General features: G+C 50.7%; 17 protein-coding genes and 1 pseudogene. 16 read left to right on the top strand and 2 right to left on the bottom strand.

The features are described from left to right. Nucleotides 1-39: 39 nt before the first annotated feature. Nucleotides 40-739 (top strand): annotated as a pseudogene (locus tag FRY98_RS29395) (reverse transcriptase domain-containing protein); the annotation flags it as partial. Nucleotides 740-813: 74 nt separating this feature from the next. Here the strand turns inward: FRY98_RS29395 and FRY98_RS02625 are convergent. Beyond that, complete coding sequence (locus FRY98_RS02625) at nucleotides 814-1,524, bottom strand: GntR family transcriptional regulator (RefSeq protein ID WP_148450195.1); 711 nt, start codon at nucleotides 1,522-1,524, stop codon at nucleotides 814-816. A 208-nt stretch (nucleotides 1,525-1,732) separates the two neighbouring features. Between FRY98_RS02625 and FRY98_RS02620 the strand changes: the two genes are divergently transcribed. The 5 genes from FRY98_RS02620 to FRY98_RS02600 all read left to right on the top strand — a co-directional run bounded on the left by FRY98_RS02620 (nucleotide 1,733) and on the right by FRY98_RS02600 (nucleotide 6,383). After that, on the top strand, nucleotides 1,733-2,707 hold the full coding sequence (locus FRY98_RS02620) for an SIS domain-containing protein (protein WP_148450194.1): 975 nt from the start codon (nucleotides 1,733-1,735) through the stop codon (nucleotides 2,705-2,707). 38 nt (nucleotides 2,708-2,745) lie between these two features. Next, nucleotides 2,746-3,615 (top strand): fructoselysine 6-kinase, encoded by an 870-nt coding sequence (locus FRY98_RS02615; protein WP_148450193.1) that lies wholly within the window; start codon nucleotides 2,746-2,748, stop codon nucleotides 3,613-3,615. A gap of 126 nt (nucleotides 3,616-3,741) precedes the next feature. Continuing rightward, nucleotides 3,742-5,058, top strand: a complete 1,317-nt coding sequence (locus tag FRY98_RS02610; RefSeq protein ID WP_148450192.1) for an anaerobic C4-dicarboxylate transporter family protein — start codon at nucleotides 3,742-3,744, stop codon at nucleotides 5,056-5,058. 44 nt (nucleotides 5,059-5,102) lie between these two features. Further along, complete coding sequence (locus FRY98_RS02605) at nucleotides 5,103-5,933, top strand: sugar phosphate isomerase/epimerase family protein (protein WP_148450191.1); 831 nt, start codon at nucleotides 5,103-5,105, stop codon at nucleotides 5,931-5,933. A gap of 36 nt (nucleotides 5,934-5,969) precedes the next feature. Further along, nucleotides 5,970-6,383: a cupin gene (locus tag FRY98_RS02600; RefSeq protein ID WP_148450190.1), complete on the top strand. Its 414-nt coding sequence runs from the start codon at nucleotides 5,970-5,972 to the stop codon at nucleotides 6,381-6,383. A gap of 52 nt (nucleotides 6,384-6,435) precedes the next feature. On the opposite strand, the gene FRY98_RS02595 is transcribed toward FRY98_RS02600, so the two are convergent. Next, the gene (locus FRY98_RS02595) at nucleotides 6,436-6,966 is read right to left on the bottom strand and encodes a helix-turn-helix transcriptional regulator (protein WP_148450189.1); all 531 of its coding nucleotides are present in this window, start codon (nucleotides 6,964-6,966) and stop codon (nucleotides 6,436-6,438) included. A gap of 284 nt (nucleotides 6,967-7,250) precedes the next feature. On the opposite strand from FRY98_RS02595, the gene FRY98_RS02590 reads away from it, so the two are divergent. From FRY98_RS02590 to FRY98_RS02545, 10 genes are all read left to right on the top strand, one after another. Further along, a complete protein-coding gene (locus FRY98_RS02590; protein WP_148450188.1) occupies nucleotides 7,251-8,642 on the top strand; it encodes an ABC transporter substrate-binding protein in 1,392 nt (463 codons plus the stop codon). A gap of 99 nt (nucleotides 8,643-8,741) precedes the next feature. Then, nucleotides 8,742-11,633, top strand: a complete 2,892-nt coding sequence (locus FRY98_RS02585) for an extracellular solute-binding protein (RefSeq protein ID WP_148450187.1) — start codon at nucleotides 8,742-8,744, stop codon at nucleotides 11,631-11,633. Between the two features lie 20 nt (nucleotides 11,634-11,653). After that, complete coding sequence (locus tag FRY98_RS02580; RefSeq protein WP_148450186.1) at nucleotides 11,654-12,613, top strand: carbohydrate ABC transporter permease; 960 nt, start codon at nucleotides 11,654-11,656, stop codon at nucleotides 12,611-12,613. A 2-nt stretch (nucleotides 12,614-12,615) separates the two neighbouring features. Then, nucleotides 12,616-13,491: a carbohydrate ABC transporter permease gene (locus FRY98_RS02575; RefSeq protein ID WP_148450185.1), complete on the top strand. Its 876-nt coding sequence runs from the start codon at nucleotides 12,616-12,618 to the stop codon at nucleotides 13,489-13,491. Nucleotides 13,492-13,509: 18 nt separating this feature from the next. Continuing rightward, entirely contained in the window at nucleotides 13,510-14,970 is a 1,461-nt protein-coding gene (locus FRY98_RS02570; protein WP_148450184.1) for a hypothetical protein, read from the top strand. Next, complete coding sequence (locus tag FRY98_RS02565; protein ID WP_148450183.1) at nucleotides 14,967-15,593, top strand: Yip1 family protein; 627 nt, start codon at nucleotides 14,967-14,969, stop codon at nucleotides 15,591-15,593. The genes FRY98_RS02570 and FRY98_RS02565 overlap by 4 nt, the downstream gene beginning before the upstream one ends. A gap of 12 nt (nucleotides 15,594-15,605) precedes the next feature. Beyond that, a complete protein-coding gene (locus FRY98_RS02560; RefSeq protein ID WP_148450182.1) occupies nucleotides 15,606-18,164 on the top strand; it encodes a DUF5696 domain-containing protein in 2,559 nt (852 codons plus the stop codon). Then, nucleotides 18,161-19,078, top strand: a complete 918-nt coding sequence (locus FRY98_RS02555) for a carbohydrate ABC transporter permease (protein ID WP_148450181.1) — start codon at nucleotides 18,161-18,163, stop codon at nucleotides 19,076-19,078. The genes FRY98_RS02560 and FRY98_RS02555 overlap by 4 nt, the downstream gene beginning before the upstream one ends. A 15-nt stretch (nucleotides 19,079-19,093) precedes the next feature. Further along, nucleotides 19,094-20,038, top strand: a complete 945-nt coding sequence (locus FRY98_RS02550; RefSeq protein ID WP_148450180.1) for a carbohydrate ABC transporter permease — start codon at nucleotides 19,094-19,096, stop codon at nucleotides 20,036-20,038. 167 nt (nucleotides 20,039-20,205) lie between these two features. Beyond that, a complete protein-coding gene (locus tag FRY98_RS02545) occupies nucleotides 20,206-21,891 on the top strand; it encodes an extracellular solute-binding protein (RefSeq protein ID WP_148450179.1) in 1,686 nt (561 codons plus the stop codon). Nucleotides 21,892-21,912: the final 21 nt, after the last annotated feature.

Below are 21,912 nucleotides of genomic sequence, written 5' to 3'. Positions count from 1 at the left end.
GCCTCAACACAACGAAATCCCAAGCCGCCAAGAGTCATGGGGGGGATCTGCCAGAAGACGGGGGAGGGGACACCGCAAGGCGGTCCACTCAGCCCGCTTCTGGCGAACATTCTGCTGGATGGATCTGGATAAGGAACTCACCAAACGAGGCTTGCGATTCGTCCGCTATTCAGACGACTGCAACATCTTTGTCGCAAGCAAGCGTGCAGGCGAGCGTGTGATGAAATCGATAACACACTTTGTAGAAGAAAAGCTGAAGCTGAAAGTGAATCGGACTGGCCGTGGAAGCGGAAATCCCTCGGATTTAGCCCTGTCCAACAAGCAGGTGACGATTCGGCTGGCTCCCATGATCTTTTCCCGGTTTAAGGAGAAAGTCCGGGAGCTGACGAGTCGCACACGCTCCATATCGATGAAAGAGCGAATCTCAAGGTAAAACCGTTACTGATGGGCTAAGAGTGGATACTACCGAATAGCGTCTGCAAAAGGCCATTGCGAGAGGTTCGACTAATGGATTCGTTGAAGACTCCGAATGTGCCTGTGGAAACAGTGGAAACGGGTGCACACCCGAATCCGAGAACTTCGGGTATTCGGAGTCCCGGAATGGGTCTGCTATGTTATGGCCAACTCTCGGCGAGGCGCATGGGAAATGTCTCGGAACACGAATAATGCCCTTAGGGCTTCCTATTGGGAATCGAAAGGGCTGAAAAGTTTGCTTTTATGTTATATGGAGCTTTGTTAACCTTTTGGAACCATGCGGCCCCGCATATACGGTGGTGTGAGAGGACGGGGATTAGCCGCCCACTCCTACTCGATTTAAACGATCAGTTCAAACCGGTCCCCCAAGATCAACTGCTTGGAGCGGTGGATTTTTTTGCCGTCCGGGCTGCTGACGGTACTTCGGATACATAACAAAGGATGGCCCTCCTCGATATTCAAGTAGGTGGCCACATCGAAGGAAGCGTATTCCAGGACGATGTATTTACGGGAAATGCCGAAGGTAATGTTGTGTTTATTTCTTAAGAGCTCGTACAGTGATTTATGATTTAAATCCTCGTGCAGCAAAAAGGAGTAGGACGAAGGAAGACGGGTGTATTCCACGGATACGGGGACATCGTCGGCATATCTGATTCTTTCGATGTTAATGATTTTATCCCCGGGCTGTAAACCCAAGTGCTCTTGATCCGCGGTAGTAGCCTCTTCAATCACGCATTTGATGACTTTGGCGCCGGGCACTTTATTTTGCAGTCTGCAAGTATCGCTAAATCCAATCGTCTCCGTGACGTTCTTCCTGATCTTCTCTTTCGTAATAAATGTGCCTTTTCCGGGAATGCGCACCAAATACCCTTCAGAGGTGAGGGAGTCAAGAGCGGCGCGGACGGTGACGCGGCTCACGTTGTTGGTTTCGCTTAATTCCAATTCCGTCGGGAGTTTGTCCCCCGGTTTCAGCGTGCCGTTATGAATGGAGTCCAAAATTTTGTCCTGCAGCTGCTTATATAACGGTGCGGATTCCGTATGATCGACCATGGTTTTACCTCCAAAAAAACTTTGTATTATATTGTTATGTTACCTTACTTCTATATTATAACAATATGTACAGACTGTGTACAAAAAAAACAGCGAACCACACTTGTATAATGTATTACTATGTGTTATTCTTCAGTTAAGACATTCCAATACAATTCACCGGTGGGGAATGTAGAGAAAACTAAATGTATCATACAAGGAGAAGGCCATGGATATAAAACAAATTATTGCAGAAATTGTGGCGGAGAAGCAAGAGGTCGGAGGTATTAAACAAGTTTATTATGTAGCTTGCGGCGGTTCTTATGGCGCTTTTTATCCGGCGAAGACGTTTCTGGAAAAAGAGGCCAAGGACATTAAAGTAGGTTTGTACAACAGCAATGAGTTCGTACACAACACACCGAAGGCGTTTGGCGAAAATTCGGTACTGGTCGTAGCCTCCCATAAAGGCAATACGCCGGAGACCGTGAAAGCGGCCGAGATCGGCAAAAAGGCGGGCGTTCCGGTCATCGCGTTAACCTGGATTACGGATTCGCCGATTACGGAGCATGCCGATTATGTGGTTAAGTACACCTTTGGCGAAGGTAAGGATATTGCTGGGGAGAAAACCATAAAAGCCCTGTTGACGGCGGTAGAGGCATTGAATCAAACTGAGGGATACGAGCACTACAATTCATTCCTCGATGGAGTGGCCAAAATCGATCATATTGTTAAAAGCGCTTGCAAACATGTGGCCAAACGCGCTTTGACGTTCGCGAAGAATCACAAGGACGATAACGTGATTTATACGATGGCCAGCGGGGCCGGTTACGGGGCCGCTTATATGGAAAGCATCTGTATCTTTATGGAAATGCAGTGGATCAACTCCTCCAGCATTCATTCGGGTGAATTCTTCCACGGGCCATTCGAAATTACGGATGCGGAAATTCCGTTCGTCATTCAGATTTCCGAAGGAAGCACCCGGCCGCTGGATGAAAGAGCCCTGAAGTTCCTGAACCGGTATGCCAAGCGAGTGGAAGTCTTGGATGCCAAGGATTTGGGCCTTTCCACGATCGACGCTGCCGTGGTCGATTATTTCAACCATTCCCTGTTTAACAACGTTTACCCCGTTTACAATCAAGCTTTGGCGGCGGAAAGACAGCATCCGCTTACCACCCGCAGATATATGTGGAAGGTTGAATATTAAGTTTACCTACATTAGCAGCCTTAGAGGGGATTATTTTTATGGAACAATATAAGGTTATCGGGATCGGCGACAACGTAGTCGACAAGTATGTCCACCAGGGTGTGATGTATCCTGGCGGAAACGCCTTGAATTTTAGCGCCTATGCCCGCATGTGCGGAATGAACTCGTCTTATTTGGGGAAATTCGGCAACGATCAAGTCGCTCACTATATACAGCGTGTCTTGGATGAACTGGAGATTGAACATAGCCGTTGCCGGATATTCGAGGGAGAGAACGGATACGCGCGGGTAACGTTGGAAAACGGGGACCGTGTATTTCTGGGTTCGAACAAAGGCGGCATCGCGAAAGAAAAGCCCTGGAATTTTACGGAAGACGACCTCGATTACATTAAACAGTTCTCCGTGATCCATACCAGCCTGAACAGCTATATCGAGGAGGATCTGGCGACCTTAAAAACAAGCCATGTACCGGTCTCCTTTGACTTTTCGGTGCGTTGGAACGACGAGTACTTGGAGCGGGTATGCCGGTATGCGGACATTTCCTTCCTGTCCTGCAGCCATATAACGGAGAGCGAACGGGAACGAGAGATGAGGAAAGCTCAGGCGTTCGGCTCCAAATTGGTTATCGGTACGGTGGGAGAGAACGGTTCGTTCGCGCTTTACAAAGATCAATGGATCTACCAACCGGCTGTATTGACGGAAACGGTAGACACGATGGGTGCGGGCGATTCCTATTTAACCGCTTTTCTGATAGGGATGATCAGAAGCTCGGAAAACGGCACCCTATTCGCGGATTCGGATGAGGAGATGCTGCGAAAAATCAAAGCAAGCATGGAGCAAGGGGCCGCCTTTGCCGCGAAGATTTGCCGGATCAACGGCGCTTTCGGGCATGGAACGGCCATCCTGTAGAGCAACCCTCCGACTCAAAAAGAGACACCTTTAATCGGGGATTTGTAAGCGTATGCAGAGATAGCGCAGCAGATGCCGCGATAGTTTAGACAAGTCGGCAAAATCACATAAGGAGGGTGAACCTTCATGTTTTGGTTACAGCTGTTCATCATCATTTTGCTCATCTTCTTTGGCGCCAGAAAAGGCGACGTATTTATGGGCTTGCTCGGCGGCGTGGGCGTGGCTATATTTATATTCATCTTTCACGTCCAGCCGGCGGCCCCTCCCATCGATGTCATGTTGATTATTTTGGCGGTCGTACTGGCGGCCTCCGCGCTGCAATCTTCGGGCGGGCTTAATTTTCTCGTCCATCTTGCGGAAAAAATGCTAAGTAAGTCGCCTAAAAATATTACGATTATAGCTCCGATTATTTCCTGGTTATTTACGTTCATGTCGGGGACGGGACATGTCGTCTACAGTTTATTGCCGATTATCAACGAACTGGCCATCGATAACAAAATCAGGCCGGAGCGACCGATTTCGAACAGTATCATCGCGTCCCAGCAGGCCATCACCTGCTCGCCGGTATCGGCGGCGACCGCGGCCATGATCGGATTTATGGCTCCCCTTGGGGTGGGCTTGGGAACCATCTTGGCCATTGCCATACCGGCTACCTTACTGGGCGTTGTTGCAAGTGCGCTGCTGACGATTCGCAAGGGCAAGGAGTTGGCGGAAGATCCGGAATATTTGCGGAGGCTCGCGGAAGGATTAATTGTCAAACCGGAACAGAAGACCGAGAAACAAGCCGTACCAAGAGGAGCGAAAGTTTCGGTTGTCCTCTTTTTGCTGGGTGTTCTGGCGATTGTCATCATGGGTCTGTTTAACAACCTGCGTCCATCCTGGGTGCAAGGCGGCGAGACTACGATCTTATCGATGCCGAATACGATTGAAATTATTATGCTGGTTTGCGCCACGCTGATCATTATCTTTGGCCGTCCGGCGATTGAAACGATCCTTAACGGCCCCATCTTCAGGGCCGGGGCGCTGGCGATGGTTTGCGCTTTTGGACTCGCGTGGATGAGCAGCACCTTTATCAACGGCCAAACCGCCTTTATCCAAGAACATGTCGCTACGATCGTAAATAGTTATCCCTGGATGCTCGCCGTGATCATGTTTATTGTCGCCGCCCTGACGACAAGTCAAGGTGCCACGACATTGATTATGGTCCCGATCGCCATCGCGCTTGATCTACCTCCTTACATCATTATTGGAGCGTGGATGGCCGTCAATGCCAATTACTTTTTGCCGGTCGCATCGCAGTGCCTTGCCGCTATCTCGTTTGATACCGCGGGAACGACCAAAATCGGCAGGTTTGTGCTCAATCACAGCTTTATGATACCGGGATTAATCAACACCTTGACCTCCGTCATTGTTGCTACCTTAATTGGAAGCGTTTTAGTTTAGAAGTCAGTATATTTAGCAGGACAAAATAAGGAGGCGTTCGGACTATGGTACAACTCTCTCAAGTGGCAGCCGCGAACTATCATTACAAAAGGTATTCCCTGGATTACTTTTTGGACTCCGCTGTCAGGTTGGGCTTTCGGAATATCGAGTTATGGGCATCGGGACCGCATTTTCATCTGGACTATTTTTCGCTGGAAGATGTCAAACAGTTAAACAAAAAAATCAAGGAACGCGGGCTAAAGGTCATCTGTCTGACCCCCGAGCAGTTTGTTTATCCGATCAGCATCAGCCACCCCGATCCGGACTACCGCAAACAAAGCGTGGAGTTTTTCCGCCGGCATATTGAAGCGGCGTCGCTTCTGGAATGCGACCGAGTGCTGGTGACGACAGGCATCGCTTATTTGGACGCCGATGAGACGGAAACGTGGAAATGGATCCGGGAATCTTTGGGCGAAATCTGCAAAACGGCGGAAAAAGAAGGAGTCTACCTTCCCGTGGAGGCGTTTACCTCCTTTACCACGCACGTGTTTAACAGCGCGGCGCACATCGCACAGATGATCCAAGAAGTCGGGAGCCCCAATTTGAAAGGGCTGGCGGATACGGACGTTATGGCGACTACAGGCAAAGATACAATTCACGACTTCATCAGGGAGCTTGGGGATGATTTAAACCATGTGCATTTCGTCGACGGCAATCCCGGGGGACATCTGGTTCCGGGAGAAGGCAAGCTCGACATGGCCGAGGCGTTAAAGGCGCTGAACGATATCGATTACAAGGGATATCTGGGCCTGGAACTGCTGGATCGAAGATACATTTTGGATCCGGAAAAAGCGATGCGGGATTCCTTGACCTGGTTTGAAAAGCACTTATCCTAATACCTATCTGCGAAACGCGAAAGGAATGGTAAGCCGATGAAGGCGGATATATTTATTCATGAAGGCGAAGGCATCAAATGCGTGTACAAAAATGACAAATGGCTGGTTTGCATCAAAAACTGGAAACCGGATAATGATATCGACGGCATTTATCGTCTCGAAGTCCATCGCGAAACCGATGAACAGTTCATTTTGATCCGGGGCAAAGCGATTCTGCTGGCAGCGGATCGAAAGGACGATCGGTTCGACATTGAACTGATCGAGATGGAACCGGGGAAGGTCTACAACATCCCTCAGGATACCTGGTTTTATACGATTATGCAAAAGGACACGGTGATGACGTATGTCCAAGACGCCAACACCACAAACGAAAACAGCGAATACTGCAACATGAGCGAAGCCGAGTTGGCTTTTGTCAGAACAAAGGCTCATGAAATATTGAATAAGTAAGATCGAGCTCAAAAGAGACGTTCGTTGCCGGAACGTCTCTTTTTGGCGTGTTTTAAGAGGCGGCCATCTTTCGATATTCGTTCGCGCTTACGCCGGTATATGTTTTAAACCGCTTATAGAACCAGTCGAGTTCTGTATAACCCACTCTTTTCGCAATTTCGTAAACCTTCAAGTCCGTTTGCTCAAGCAATATTTTTGCCCTTTCCATGCGCTGCATAAACAAGTATTCGTTAAAACTCATGTTTTCCTGGTGTTTAAATTTTTGGCCAAGGTAGGAACAGTTGAAATGAAATTTTCTCGATATTTCTTTTAACGTGATGTTGGTATGCAGCATTTTATCGACATATTCCTTTACTTTGTGAATCACGTTCTCGCCATGATGCTGTTTCGTTTCCGCCCCTTCCATTTGTGTACCGTTCGTGTTGATGATGACGAGCGAATAGGAGTTCTCCGCGAGCATACGCAGCAAGGCGTTGCGATCATTGCCGCACGTGTCAGGAACCCCCGGCATACTCCAATCCAGAAGGCGATCGATGTCGCTTTCGGCATAGCGGCTCAAATGGATGTACAGCACCTTAAACATAATGAATCCCTCCCAGTTCAAAACATTGTGCAAAACATTAGCAAGAAAAAAGAATACGCTTACATTATGTTTGCCGGCTTCTCTTTCCACAATGTGCTTTTTTTTGTATTGCTAGCCGTTCTTTACCTTTTATCCCTCCTGGATCAAGGATGCGGCGGAACTTACGCGCTACCTAGCTTTACACAGGTGGAACAACTCCATTTCCTCGGGTTGTTGAGCGTTCAATGTAAGCGCTAAACTTTGGATGGCGATGGCAAATTATCAACCTTTAGGGGGGATTACAGATGCGAGTTCGTGGATTCATGGTTCTGTTATTAGGATTGGCACTGCTGCTTACAGCCTGCAGCGGAGGTCCAGGAAACCCAAGCGGCGGTACCCAAGAAACGGTAAAATCGGAGACGAATGGGGGCACCGACAAGGGCACGGCGAAGGGAGCGGGCGAGACGGAAAACAGCGGCGGGGAGGAAGTCTACAGAACGCCGGAAATGGATTTTGATTTGGGCGGCAAGACGATCAAAATCGTCTCTTGGTGGGATATGACGATTCCGGAGGATACCCCCGACAATATTGAGCGCAAGAAGAACCTTGAAGACCTGATGAAAAAGCATAATTTTAAAGTGGAGTACGTGGCCATCGACTACGGCGAATATCAGCAGAAAGTTACCGCGTCGCTGCTCGCCGGCGAGCCGATCGGCGATATCGTTCGCCTTGGCAAAACCTACACGGTACCTGCCCTGGTTAAACAGGATCTGCTCTGGCCGATCGACGAATACACCAAAAATCCCGTCGCCTTTAATCAAAAGGTTACGAACGAATATTACACGTATAAAGGCAGGGGGTACGGGTTTACCGAAAACCAGGCAAACCTGGTTCAAGGCATCTTTTACAATCGTACACTTATGAACCAGCTTGGCTTAAAGCCGCTGCAAGATTACGTGAACGAAGATAACTGGAATTGGGATACATTCATACAAGTGGCTAAAGAAGCCAACAAGGATACGAACAACGATGGCAAGCTGGACACATGGGGGCTCGCAAACTCCTCGCTTATGGATCAAGCCTTGTATTCCAACAATACAAGTCTGACCAAAGAAGACAAGCAAAATCTGGATGATCCTGCAACATTGGATGCACTTCGTTTCGTTTCCCGTATTGCTACCGAGAAAATCGCAAGACCGACCGAGGGCGGTGACTGGACGGAACCCGGCCAATTTTTCCGCCAAGGCAATACGTTAATGTACGCCGGTGCCCTCCATGAGATGAGCGGCATGCAGACGGATTTGCCGGATTACGATATCGGGTTCGTGCCTTTCCCCAAAGGGCCGAATGCAACGGAATACCACTCCGCCGAAGCTCTCTTCCAGGCGTTGACCATTCCGAAAGCGGTCGGAAATCCGGAACAGTTGCTTTATATCTGGGAGAAAATCAACGACATTGATTCTGTATACGATTATCCGGACCAAGGTTGGTACGAAACGTTGTTCTCGAGCGAAGACGACTTGAACAACGCCAAAATGGTGGCGCCCAACATGATTATCCTTGACCATCATACATTCCCGAATTTGAAGTATTACGATTTCGTCGGGGAGCTGAATGAGGGGATATCTGTTTCCACCGTTGTTGAGAAGTATAAGTCAACGTTCCAAGCGGCCATCGACGAAGTATATGGTCCTTGACCTTGACGATGTGCGCCCATGAACCGATCGTCCCTGCGCAGCTCATGGCTGCGGCAGGGGCGGTCATTGGATGGATTAACCGTGTGGGAGGGTGAGCAATTGAACATTCGAAAAAAGCGTTTCCGCGGCGCCATCCTTGTCATCGTTCTGTTTTTTTTGTCTCTTTGGGCCTTCTCCGCTTCGAAGCCTTCAAACCAAGGCTTCGTTCAAGCCGAAGCCGACTTTAAAGCGATCACGGATACGGAAGGACAGGGCGGTTATAAGCAATACTTGGATGCTTATGGATCGGCAAGCCGACCGGACCGCATCGTTCGCATCGAAGGCGAGTCCTATGCGGAAACCGACGGCGAGGGCTTCCAAATCGCGGAGAATTTCCCCGGCCTTGAAGGAAAGGCCGTGATCACGCCGGAGACGGGCTCGATCTCATGGGATGTGAACGTGGATGAACCGGGATTATATCATGTACGGGTCCGCTACTACCCGATCGAGGGGAAAAGTTCGGCGATCGAAAGACAGTTTTCCATCAACGGGGAAGTTCCCTTTAAAGGCGCCGATATCGTCCTTTTTGACAGGGTATGGGGAAATCGGGACGAAGCCATCCGGCGGGATAACCGCGGAAACGATTTGCGTCCAAGACAGATCGAGAAACCGATTTGGCAGCTTGCGTCGCTCTCGGATCGGTATGGCTACTATGACGAGCCGTATTCCTTTTATTTTGAGAAAGGCAAGCAAAGGCTGACGCTAACGTCCTTGCGGGAGCCGATGGCCATTGATTATATCGAGCTGTACCAGGATCATGCCTTGAAAACGTACGAGGAGCTGGCGAATGAATATGAGTCCGAGGGCTTGGAACCGACCCGGGGCGAGTACATTCTGATCCAAGCGGAGGACGCCAAACGGAAATCGTCGCCGACCTTGTATCCAACCTCCGACAGATCCAGCCCGACCGTGGTGCCGTACGATGTTTCCAAAATCAGAATCAACGCGATCGGAGGCGTCAATTGGAAGCTGCCGGGGCAATGGATCGAATGGGAGTTCGATGTGGAAGAGGACGGTTTATACCGAATCGCTTTAAAGCAAAAACAGGACCAGCTCCGTGGCGTGTTCGCCATCCGAAGCCTGATGATCGACGGGGAGTTTCCCTTTCAGGAAATGAAGCGAATCCGCTTTCATTACGATCGTGACTGGCAGATGAATGTGCTGGGCGAGGAAGAACCTTATCTTTTCCATTTCAGCAAAGGCACGCATCGGATCCGAATGATGGTGTCTCTCGGCGAGATTGCGCCGCTCCTGCAAACGATCGAATCCAGCGTGCTGGAATTGAATGAGATGTACCGCAAAATATTGATGATCACTTCCAATACGCCGGATCCGTTCCGCGATTATCAATTGGAGAAGCGGATTCCGGATATGGTGGAGGTGTTCGCCAAGCAGGCCGAAATCATTCAAAGCGTGGCCGATTACCTGGAAGCGGCGACGGGTGAGCGAAGCGACAAGGTGGCCGTCCTGCATTCGATGGTGCACCAGCTGAACGAGCTCGCCGAAAACCCCGAAACCGTCGCCAAGCGTCTGGATACGTATAAGGTGAACGTAGGCGGCCTGGGAACCTGGATGCTGCAGATGAAGGAACAGCCCATCTCGCTCGATTATCTTGTCATTCACTCGCCGGATCGCAAGCTGCCGAAACCCGACGCATCGTTTCTCGAGGCCGCGGGCCATGAGCTTGGCGCTTACGTGGCTTCGTACACGGAAGATTATGACACGATCGGCAATGCCGGCGACGAAGAAGACGCCCTTACGGTTTGGGTCACGACCGGACGCGATCAGGCGCAAGTACTGAAAGCGTTGATCGACGACACGTTTACGCCGGATTCGGGCATTCCGGTGCATCTCCGGCTTGTTCCGGGAAATATCCTGCTGCCGGCCACGCTTGCCGGGGAAGGTCCGGACGTCGCCATGCAAATCGGCGAGGACGTGCCGGTCAACTACGCGATGAGGGGCGCTGCGGCCGATTTGACGAAATTCGACGATTTCGAGCAGGTGGTCACAAGGTTCCGCGACAGCGGGCTGGAGCCTTACAAATATAACGGCGGGGTGTACGCCTTGCCGGAGCAGCAAACCTTCCCGATGTTGTTCTATCGCAAAGATATTTTGGAGGAACTGGGTTTAAAGCCGCCGGCGACCTGGCAAGAAATCTATGACATGATTTCCGTGCTGCAGAAGCACAACATGGAATTTTATTTGCCGCTGGAAGCCACCAATGCAAGCCTGGTCCCGAATGCGACGTTTGCGATGCTGCTGTATCAGAACGGAGGACAGTTCTACCGCGATAACGGCACGAAAAGTGCGCTCGACTCCGACATCTCCATGGAAGCCTTCAAGAAGTGGACGCAGTTCTATACCAACTACAAGTTCCCGCTCCAAGCGGATTTCCCGAACAGGTTCCGGACCGGGGAAATGCCGATCGGGATTGCGGATTATACGACGTACAACATGCTGACGGTCATGGCTCCCGAGATTAAGGGACTTTGGGATTTCATATTGGTGCCGGGCACCGAACGCGAAGACGGCACCGTAAACCACGAAGTTGCCAGCCATACGACCGCGGTCATGCTGCTTCAGAATTCGAAGAACAAAGAGGGCGCCTGGGAATTTATGAAATGGTGGACCGGCAAAGAGACGCAAATGGCGTACGGGCGAGAGATGGAAGGCTTGATGGGTGAGGCGGCCCGCTATCCGACGGCAAACCTCGAAGCGCTGGAGGAGCTGCCTTGGCCGGTGAAGGATTATCGGAATTTGGATAATCAATGGCGGTGGGTACGAGGCATCCCGCAGGTCCCCGGAGGATACTTCACGGGCAGGCATTTGGACAATGCGTTTAGAAAAGTGGTGAATGCCAGCGAAAATCCGCGTGAAGCCCTATCCGATTATATTTTGTACATTAACGATGAAATCGAGATCAAGCGGAAGGAGTTCAACTTGCCATATTAACAGGGGAGGTGCGGTAGGCGATGCAAGGAGAACCGGGAATTCAAACCGTAAAGAACTCCAAAGCGAGTGTGCAGAAGAACAGCCGCTTTGTCTCCTTCATGAATGAGTTGAAACGGAGCAAGCACTACTATTTGCTGATGAGTCCGTATATGATTATTTTCTTTCTGTTTACGGTCATTCCGGTGGTCTTTTCCTTTGCCCTAAGTTTCTTTTACTTTAATATGCTGGAATTTCCGAGGTTCGTCGGCTGGCAAAACTATTCTCGACTGTTTCTGAATGACGATATCTTTATGATCGCCTTGAAAAACACCCTGATGTTTGCGGTCATTACCGGTCCCGTCAGTTATATCGCCTGCTTTGTATTCGCATGGATCATCAATGAACTGTCGCCCAAAGTGCGGGCGTTCATGACGTTGGTCTTTTATGCGCCTTCCATATCGGGAAACGTTTATTTCATTTGGCTGATCATCTTTTCCGGTGACAGCTACGGGTATTTAAACGGGTTTCTTATGAAAGCCGGCTTTATCTTGGAACCGATTCAATGGCTGCTGAATGAAGGCTACATCTTATGGATCGTCATGATCGTACAGCTTTGGCTCAGCCTGGGCACCAGCTTCCTGGCGTTTATCGCCGGTTTGCAAACGATCGACAAGTCGCTGATCGAAGCCGGAGCGATGGACGGCATCAAAAATCGTTGGCAGGAGCTTTGGTATATTACACTGCCGTCCATGAGGCCGCAGCTGATGTTCGGGGCCGTCATGCAGATCACAACCGCCTTTGCGGTTGCGGATATCTCCATCGCGCTCGCCGGGTTTCCGAGCGTGAACTATGCGGCGCATACGATCGTTACCCATCTGATGGACTTCGGCACGATCCGCTTTGAACTCGGCTACGCCTCGGCTATTGCGACGTTCCTGTTCATGCTGATGGTAGGGACCAACAAGTTGACGCAAAAAATGTTGAGAAAGATAGGTGAGTGACGTTGACTGCGAAAATCATCCGAACGCTGCGGATCCCGAGAACGCTGAACCGCTCTTTGACCGTCAGCATTTTGCTGTTTGCGCTGCTCGCCTTGTTCGGAGCTTTCATGGCGCTGCCTTTGATCTATGCAGTGAACAACGCCTTCAAACCGCTGGACGAATTGTTCATTTTCCCTCCGCGGTTTTTCGTAAACAATCCGACGATGGATAATTTTCTGGATTTGCTGGTGTTAATGGGGAATTCCTGGGTACCTTTATCGCGTTATTTCGCAAACACGTTATGGATCACTATCATTGGCACGGCCGGACATATCCTGCTCGCGTCCGCAGCGGCCTATCCGCTGGCCAAATATCGGTTTCCCGGCTCGAAAGCGCTGTTCTCCATCGTGGTCCTCGCCTTGATGTTTTCGCCCCATGTAACGGCGATCCCCAACTATATGGTCATGTCTTGGCTGGGTTGGATCAATACGCATGCTTCCATCATCGTGCCTTCCTTGGCTTTTCCCCTCGGGCTGTTCCTGATGAAGCAGTTTATGGAGCAAATTCCCGACGCGCTGCTCGAAGCGGCCAAAATCGACGGGGCCAGCGAGTATCGGATCTACTGGTCCGTCGTGATGCCGAACGTGAAGCCTGCCTGGCTGACGCTGATGATTTTGCAATTTCCGGCGCTTTGGGGCAGCGATGGCGGCAATTTTATATACAGCGAGCATCTGAAGACTTTGCATTTTGCGCTGGGACAGATCACGCAAGGAGGAATCGCAAGAGCCGGCGTCGGCGCGGCCGTTGCTTTGCTCTTGATGATCGTTCCCATCACGCTCTTTATCATCTCCCAGAGCAGCGTCATGCAGACGATGGCCACTTCAGGGATGAAGGACTAGAAAGGAGGTCTGACCCGATTGACAAACAGCTTGCGCCAACTGAAAACGCCTCTCCTGATCCTGTTCTGCTGCTTATTGGGGTTTGTCGCAGGAACGGGAAACGTCAGCGCCGAGGGCGCCACGGACTCCTACAATTATTCCTATTGGGGCGATGCCGTGGCAGCGCCGGCCGCTTATGCGGCGACAGAGTTGTTAACCGGCCCGGATTTGGGGACGAAGCCGTTCAAAGAACCGAGCGATATGCACGTTACCGGCGCTAACTACGTTTATGTGCTGGATTCCGGCAACAACCGGATTGTTGTGCTGGACGACGAATTCAAGCTGGTATCCACGGTGGAATCCTTCACGAGGGAAGGCCAGCCGGACGGTTTCCTTAATCCGCAAGGGATATTCGTCAGCGATGACGGAGATGTGCTCGTAGCGGATACGGGCCATCAGAGGGTGGTACATTTGGATTCCGATTTCCGATTGGTTAAGATTATCGATTCTCCGGACTCCGAATTGCTGAAGGATTCGTTTAAATTTGAACCTGTGCGCGTTGTGATGGATCAAGCCAAGCGGATCTATGTTATGGCTGGCGGCGTGTTTGACGGATTCATGGAATTTAACGCCGACGGCCATTTCACTTCCTTCATCGGCGCAAATCGTGTTCACATCGACCCGGTTGAGTATTTCTGGAAGCAGATCTCGACCAAGGCCCAGCGCAGCCAGATGGTCGTGTTTACGCCCACGGAGTTTACGAATCTGGATATCGACCCGGAAGGATTCATTTATGCCACTAATGGGGACCAGTGGGGGGATAACATTAAGAAGCTTAACGCCCGGGGCAGCGATATTTTAAGAAGAACAGGGTATTCCGATCCGCAGGGCGACATTCTTTACATCAGCAGCGAAGGTCCTTCCAAGTTGACCGACATCGATGTTACCGACAGCGAGATTTATTCCGTTCTCGATAGCAAGCGAGGGCGGGTGTTCACTTACAACGGGGACGGTCATCTGATGTACGTATTCGGCGGGCTGGGGAACCAATTGGGTCAGTTTCATACACCGGCCGCCCTCGATCGAATCGGCGAGGATTTTCTTGTGCTGGATAAAGCGCTTGGCGAAATTACCGTCTTTCGAACGACCGAGTACGGACGGACGCTGAATGAAGCGGTCAAAAGCTATTATCGCGGCGAGGAAGAAACCGCTTTTAAGTTGTTTAATCGAACGATCGCCATGAATGCCAATCTGGAATTCGCCTATGCGGGGATCGGAAAAGCCTTGCTTCGTCAAGGCGATTATAAGGACGCCATGAAGCATTTTAATCGCAGTTTGGATCAGAAGAACTATTCCAAGGCATTCCTGCTATACCGCAAGGAAGTCATGCGGGAACATTTTCCGGTGATCATGACGATGCTGTTCTTGGTCGGAATCGGTATATTTGCCGCGACAAGGCTTCGGAAAGTGAAAGGACGAAGAAAGGGGGCTTCCGCATGAGCAGGGACTGGATTCGATTCCCCCTAAATCTCATGGTTCATCCCTTTGAGGGCTACTGGGACCTGAAATACGATCGCAACCAGAAATTCACGTTAATCATTTCGTTTTGCGTATTGTTTCTGGTGGCCGTTACCAATATTTTGGGGAGCCAGTACAGCGGTTTTCTAGTCCATGTGTACAATCCCGAGACTATGAACAGCCTTATGGAAATTGCATATGTGATCGTGCCGGTGTTGTTCTGGTGCGTGGCCAATTGGTCGCTTACGACCTTAATGGACGGAGAAGGCAAGTTCGTCGAAATTTTTACCTCGACCTGCTTCGCGCTCCTTCCGCTCGTGATCATTCAATTTCCATGGATATGGCTCAGCAATCTCGTTTCGCTGCAAGAGACCGCCTTCTATTATTTTTCCAACTCCGTTGCGGTTCTCTGGTTCGTTTATCTGCTGTTTGTCGGCAATATGACCGTGCATCAGTTTTCCCCGTCCAAAACGATCGGAATTATGATGCTGACCCTGGTCGCCATGGGATTCATGGCTTTTATCAGTTTGCTGTTTTTCAGCCTGGTCCAACAGATTGTGGCCTTTATCTCCGTCATCTATCAAGAATTGGTCATGAGAAATTAAGGAGGAGGAAAGATGGGCAATTTCGCTAGAACCGTGCTGCTTGCTGCCAGTGTACTGACAGCGCTGATGATGGCCGGCTGTACGGTTAAAGGACCCGAAGAGGCGACAGGCGGCGAAGGCAACAGGCTCACCGAAACCTTTAGTCCGGGAGCAGCCCTGAAGTCATCTTTCGTTAATCCGAGCGTCAAAGGAATGAAAGGCATCGCCGAGAACGATCTGCTTCAGTTGCTGGCGGACGATCAGACGGGGGCGATCGCCGTCGTGCATAAGGCGAGCGGGGAAGTTTGGCACAGCAACCCCCCGGGCCGTGAGTCGGATCCGCTGGCTACAGGCGTGAACAAGAGCTTGTTGTCCTCTCAGTTGAAGCTTGATTTTTATAACAGTTTCGGACAGATAAATTCCGTCAATTCGCACGCCGATAGCGTAAACTACAAGCAAATTGGCATGGAGGAAATCGCAAATGGCGTTCGCGTAAACTACCGGTTCGGCTCGGACAAGAAAACGATCGACGATCTGCCCCAGAAGATCAGCAAGTCCCGCTTTGAACAGAACCTGTTAACCAAGCTGGACAGCGCCGGCCAGCGAACGCTAAAAATCGCGTACACCGAAGATGTCGAACAGGGGGTGTATGTCCGGTCTGACGGTACGCTCAAAGGCCTTCAGCTTGAACGGGCGCTTAAAGCCTTTGAAGCTGCCGGATATACCGAGGAAGATTTGCTGGTCGATATCAAGGAAAACCATCTGGATCAAACCAAACCGGAACCGCGCGTGTTTCATGCTTCGATGGAATATACGCTGGACGGCGACAGCCTGCTCGCCAAGATTCCGGCTTCCAGCATCGATTTTCCCGCTGAATATCCGGTGAACACGATATCGTTCCTGAGCTTCTTCGGTGCCGGAGGACCGGAAGAAAAGGGCTCGATTCTCGTTCCGGACGGATCGGGGGCGCTGATTCATTTTAATAACGGCAAGACCGGATATCCACCCTACCAGCAGCCGGTTTACGGGACAGATCGGGCCCTGAGCCGGATCGAATCGGCGGAAAGCGGCGAGGAAGTCAGGCTGCCGGTGTTCGGCATTATCCGTGAAGGCGGGGCATTTCTCGGCATCATCGAAGAAGGCGCCCCGGTCGCGACGATCCAGGCCGACGTCAGCGGTAGACTGAACAGCTATAACTACGTCTATCCGACGTTCACGGTGATCAACAAAGGCGACTTAAGCTTGGATGCGAACGGCCAGCAGCGCTCGATTCCAAAATTTCAGGAAGAGCCGATGCAAAGCGATTTTTCGGTCCGATATGCGTTCGTGGGCAAGCAGTCGGCTTCCTATCCAGGACTCGCCGCCTACTACAGGAGTTATTTGGAGCGACATGGCGGCCTCCCCGAAATCGCCGAGAGGAAGGGGGAGAATACACCTTTTTATCTCCAGCTTGTCGGCGGCATCAGTAAGAAAAAGCACTTTGCGGGAATTCCGTATCAAGCGCTGGAACCGCTGACCACGTTTGAACAGGCGGAGCGTATCTTAACGGAATTAAAGGAACGAGGCGTTCACGACATCAAATTGAAATATAGCGGCTGGTTCAACAAGGGGCTGGATCACGAAGTTCCGGCCGGTATTTCGGTGGACGCTAAGATCGGGGGAGAGAAGGGGCTTCGGCAGCTCGTATCCTATACTAACAAGAACGGGATATCGCTATATCCGGATGTCGCCATCCTCACCGCGTTGTCCGGTTCGGGGTTCAACGAAGCGAAGGAGGCGGCCAGAACGCTGCGAGGCGTTCCCGCCGAGATTTATCCTTTGAACCCCGCGTTAAATCGGAGGGATCGTAGCGGGTCACCGTCCTATGTCGTATCCCCGCGGCTTATAGGCGACTACACGGCAGCTTTTCTGAAGGACTTCGGGAAATATGATGCGCTCGGCGTTTCGCTCTCCGATTTGGCCGCCGAATTGGACAGCGATTTTCGCAAAAATCGCCAAATTGACCGTACAGCGTCCGAGCAGTTGTCTCTCGATGCGCTGAACCAGATTTCCGGTGCCGACCTCCAGGTCATGGCTGACGGTGGAAACGCTTATGCGCTGCCTTTCTTAAGCGATATCACCCATGCGCCTATGTCAAGCAGCGGCTTTAAGATCGAAGACGCGGAAATTCCGTTCTTTCAAATGGTCGTGCGCGGGAGTATCGACTATACCGGAGCGCCGTACAACCTGACCTCTTACACCGACGCAAACCGATATATTTTGCGGTGCTTGGAGTACGGTTCGGGGGTGTACTTCGCATGGATCTATGAACCCAATCACAAAGTGAAGGGTACGGAGTATGACGATCTGTTCTCCGCGAATTACGAGTTCTGGATGGATCAAGCCGTCGATATTTACGGGGAAGTGAACGCCTTCCTGCAAAAGGTTCGCCACGAGCGCATCATCGGACATGAGGAATTGAGCGACCGCGTGTTCAAGACGGTTTACGAAAGCGGCGCTTACGTTATCGTCAATTACAATCGCGTCCCGGTGACGGTGGACGACGTTACGATTGAAGCCGAAAGCTATTATACGGGTGGTGAAGCGTCATGAAATCCTTAACGCGGCGATTTGGGGCGAAGCCAAGAAACTATGGGAAACAGAAGGCTTTATGGGGCATCGCCTATGTGACGCCTTGGCTGGTCGGCTTTATCTTTTTTTTCCTGATTCCCTTGCTGTCTTCCCTGATCTACAGTTTCAGCGAGGTAACCGCGAATTCCCAAGGAATCAGCATTTCGCTCAAGGGGTTAACGAATTACGTAGCGGCATTTACGGTCAACACCAGTTTTAACCGATTGCTGACCGAGGCGATTGTCGATATGGTGGTGAACGTACCCCTCATCGTTATTTTCAGCTTGTTTCTGGCTGTCGTCCTGAACCAAAAATTTCTAGGCCGTTCCTTTGCCAGAGCGATCTTCTTCCTGCCTGTTATCCTTGCTTCCGGGGTGATTCTGACCCTGGAAAGCGGCAGCCTCGTTCAGGCTGTCAATGCGCAAAATGCCGGTTCCAGCGGGCTGATCAACGCATTGGGAAGTTTTGAACTTGAACGGCTGATGCTTCAAGCCGGCGTGAGCGAGACGATCGTAAACTATTTGACCGGAGCTGTGGATCGGATCTATGAAATCGTGAGTCAATCCGGAGTGCAGATCCTCATCTTCCTGGCCGCCATACAGACGATATCGCCGCAATTGTATGAAGCGTCCAAGATGGAGGGAGCCACGGGGTATGAGGCCTTCTGGAAAATCACGTTTCCGATGGTTAGCCCGATGATCCTGGTCAATATGATTTATACGATTATCGACTCGTTCTCGCGAAATGAACTGACGGACTTGATCCGAACGACGGGCTTCGTTCAATTCGATTTCGGCCTGAGTTCCGCCATGGCTTGGATTTATTTCGCCGCCATCTCCCTCATCCTGTTGATAAGTACGTACTTTGTGTCCAGCAAGGTCTTTTATCATGAATAGAAGAAGGTGAAAGCAATGTCGGTTTCCCGATGGTTGTCGCTTGAGAATTGGAAAAGAGGCTTTTGGTCCTTGATCCGGTTCACCTTGATTTTTGGACTGTCCTTCGTCATTCTGTATCCGATTCTGCAAAAGATTTCAACGGCGTTCAAAGACAAGAGGGATCTCTACTCACCGGTCGTCGTCTGGATTCCGGAAAATTTCACGATGAGTAATTTCCTGGACGCTATCCGAATTATGGATTATTGGCCAACGCTGTTTAACACCTTCGTGCTATCGGCCATGACGACTCTTCTGACCGCAGCCTCCTGTGCTCTGGCCGGTTACGGTTTTGCGCGGCTGAAGTTCAAGGGAAGCGGGCTTTTGTTTGCTTGCGTCATCCTTACGATCCTGGTACCGCCCACGACGATCCTTATTCCCATTTATTTAAACCTGAAAGAGTTTACGCTGTTGGGCCTGATACCGCTGATCACCGGCAAGTCCGTCAATTTGTTGAACAGCTATTGGCCGTTCATCCTGACTTCGCTGACGGCCAATTCGCTCAAAGCCGGTTTGTATATCTTTATCTTCCGACAATTTTTCCGCGGGATTCCGAAGGAAGTAGAGGAAGCGGCCTATATTGACGGCGCCGGCATAGGAACTACGTTTACCCGCATCATGATGCCAAACGCAATCCCTGCCATCCTGACCACGGCGTTGTTCTCCTTTGTCTGGCAGTGGAACGACAGCTTCTACACGACGACTTACCTGACATCAAGCAAGGTCATGTCCACGCAGCTCTCGTCGCTGCCGTACAACCTGTCCATTATGCTCGGCGGAGATCCGTCGAAGGCGGATCCCTTTTATTTGAGCATGGTGCAGGATACGGGGATTTTACTGGCCATCCTCCCTTTAATTATCATCTATTTGTTCGTGCAACGTTATTTCGTAGAGAGCATCGAGCGTACCGGCATCGTAGGTTGACATTTCATGATGATGACCGCCGCCCCGTGTCTGGGGGATGGCGGTTTTTTGCGCGCATGCGGCGTCCAACAAGTAAATGACGGGATGGGAAGTAAAAAAATGGCTATTGTGGGCCTTGGTGGATAAAGTATAATAATACAATTAATCGATAGAAAGGGTGTTATCTGTTGCGGATCATCGTAAAGAACTTGTCCAAGGTCGTGTTAAGTACTTTACTGTTAGGTTCAACAATGGCGTCTTGTCACCAAAGCAGCGGTATCGTCCATCATCGGGAGCCGGAAACACAGGGGGAGGGCGTATACAGCGATAAGTCATTAAGCGAATTTTATCCGCCGATCGAGGTTGAGTTTGTAAGAGAAATCGACGATGGTTTGGAAGATATGCTGAAGGCATTGCCCGATGAAACGCTGGAGGACAACCGTTGGATCCGGTTGTACGAACAAGTTCTGGGCATTCAAATCAAATACAAATGGGCTGTGAGAAGCGAACAGTACCACAAGAAGCTGGATATTATGCTGGCTTCAGGAGACATCGCCGATATCGTTAAGGTGAATGCCCAACAGCTGAGGCAACTTAGCCATGCCGGTCTGATTCAGGATCTGACGAAGGTTTACAAGGAATATGCTTCACCGTTGACACAACAAGTTCATCGCCAAGAAGGAAGCGGCACCCTGGAATCCGGCATGATCGACGGCAAGCTGATGGGCATACCGGAGACCGATTCCTCTGTCGAAAAGGCGATGTTCTTGTGGCTTCGAACGGATTGGCTGGATCGACTGGGATTACAGCCTCCGAAAACGATCGATGACGTCTTGGAAGTTTCGAAAGCGTTTACAGAACGGGATCCCGACGGGAATGGTCAACAGGACACTTTTGGAATCGCGGCTACCCAGTATTTGTGGGACCCCGTCATGGGCTTAACCGGATTCATGGCCGGATATGGAGCTTACCCGAACATATGGCTTGAAGACGAGAGCGGCAAACTCGTATACGGAGGCGTTCAGCCCGAAGTAAAACAGGCGCTCAAAACGCTTCAAGAGATGTATCGTAACCATGAAATCGACAGTGAATTCATTTTTAAAAACGGCAGCAAAGCAAAACAGCTCGTTGCCGATGGGAAGATCGGCATGGCTTACGGTGAGCAATGGGGATCGTTCTTGCTTCAATCCAGCCGAAACGGCGATCCGGATGCCGAATGGCAAGCTTACCCCATCGTTACCGACTCCGGGAAGGCGGCGAAGGTTCCCCTTAAATTCACCACAAGTTATTTTTACGCCGTAAGGAAGGACTTCGCTTACCCCGAGGCGATTCTTAAAATGTTCAATCTGCATCTTGAAAAAAATTGGGGCAAAACGGCCGAGTACGAGACTTACTACAACAATGTTATGCCCGTGTGGGGATTGTCTCCAGTGACTCCTTTCCCGGCTGATAAAAACCTCAAGGCATACCGGCAAATCGTCGAAGCGCGTCGTGAGGATACGACGTCACAGTTACAAGGGGAGCCCGGATTTATACAGGACCGGATCGATCGGTATTTAAATAGGGAAGAGGACAGCGAATCCGGCTGGGGATGGGAAAAGATCTATGGGGCTTCCGGTGCGATGAGTATCCTGGACCATTACGAAAAAAACAATCAATTGTTGTTCGATGCTTTTGCCGGCGCACCGACCGAAACCATGATCGAAAGACAAACCTTGCTGGACAATCTTCAGCATGATTACTTCGTTAATATCATACTTGGCGAACCCATAGAACAATTCGACCGGTTTGTCGAGGAATGGAATCGGCTTGGCGGTGCGGATATTACGGCCGAGGTGAATCAATGGCAAAAGGACAAGAAAAGCCGTCCGTAAAAACATGAGCCGCACAAGCGC

The sequence above is a fragment of the Paenibacillus faecis genome (assembly GCF_008084145.1).
Lineage (GTDB): Bacteria > Bacillota > Bacilli > Paenibacillales > Paenibacillaceae > Fontibacillus > Fontibacillus faecis.
The sequence above is the reverse complement of the archived record's forward strand: the minus strand, read 5'-3'. Positions and strand labels throughout refer to the sequence as shown.

Excerpts from the sequence above, each read along its gene's own strand:
- FRY98_RS02620 (WP_148450194.1), top strand. The coding sequence starts at position 1,733 with ATGGATATAAAACAAATTATTGCAGAAATTGTGGCGGAGAAGCAAGAG.
- FRY98_RS02615 (WP_148450193.1), top strand. The coding sequence starts at position 2,746 with ATGGAACAATATAAGGTTATCGGGATCGGCGACAACGTAGTCGACAAG.
- FRY98_RS02605 (WP_148450191.1), top strand. The coding sequence starts at position 5,103 with ATGGTACAACTCTCTCAAGTGGCAGCCGCGAACTATCATTACAAAAGG.
- FRY98_RS02550 (WP_148450180.1), top strand. The coding sequence starts at position 19,094 with ATGTCGGTTTCCCGATGGTTGTCGCTTGAGAATTGGAAAAGAGGCTTT.
- FRY98_RS02555 (WP_148450181.1), top strand. The coding sequence starts at position 18,161 with ATGAAATCCTTAACGCGGCGATTTGGGGCGAAGCCAAGAAACTATGGG.
- FRY98_RS02595 (WP_148450189.1), bottom strand. The coding sequence starts at position 6,966 with ATGTTTAAGGTGCTGTACATCCATTTGAGCCGCTATGCCGAAAGCGAC.
- FRY98_RS02610 (WP_148450192.1), top strand. The coding sequence starts at position 3,742 with ATGTTTTGGTTACAGCTGTTCATCATCATTTTGCTCATCTTCTTTGGC.
- FRY98_RS02580 (WP_148450186.1), top strand. The coding sequence starts at position 11,654 with ATGCAAGGAGAACCGGGAATTCAAACCGTAAAGAACTCCAAAGCGAGT.
- FRY98_RS02600 (WP_148450190.1), top strand. The coding sequence starts at position 5,970 with ATGAAGGCGGATATATTTATTCATGAAGGCGAAGGCATCAAATGCGTG.
- FRY98_RS02590 (WP_148450188.1), top strand. The coding sequence starts at position 7,251 with ATGCGAGTTCGTGGATTCATGGTTCTGTTATTAGGATTGGCACTGCTG.
- FRY98_RS02565 (WP_148450183.1), top strand. The coding sequence starts at position 14,967 with ATGAGCAGGGACTGGATTCGATTCCCCCTAAATCTCATGGTTCATCCC.
- FRY98_RS02625 (WP_148450195.1), bottom strand. The coding sequence starts at position 1,524 with ATGGTCGATCATACGGAATCCGCACCGTTATATAAGCAGCTGCAGGAC.
- FRY98_RS02560 (WP_148450182.1), top strand. The coding sequence starts at position 15,606 with ATGGGCAATTTCGCTAGAACCGTGCTGCTTGCTGCCAGTGTACTGACA.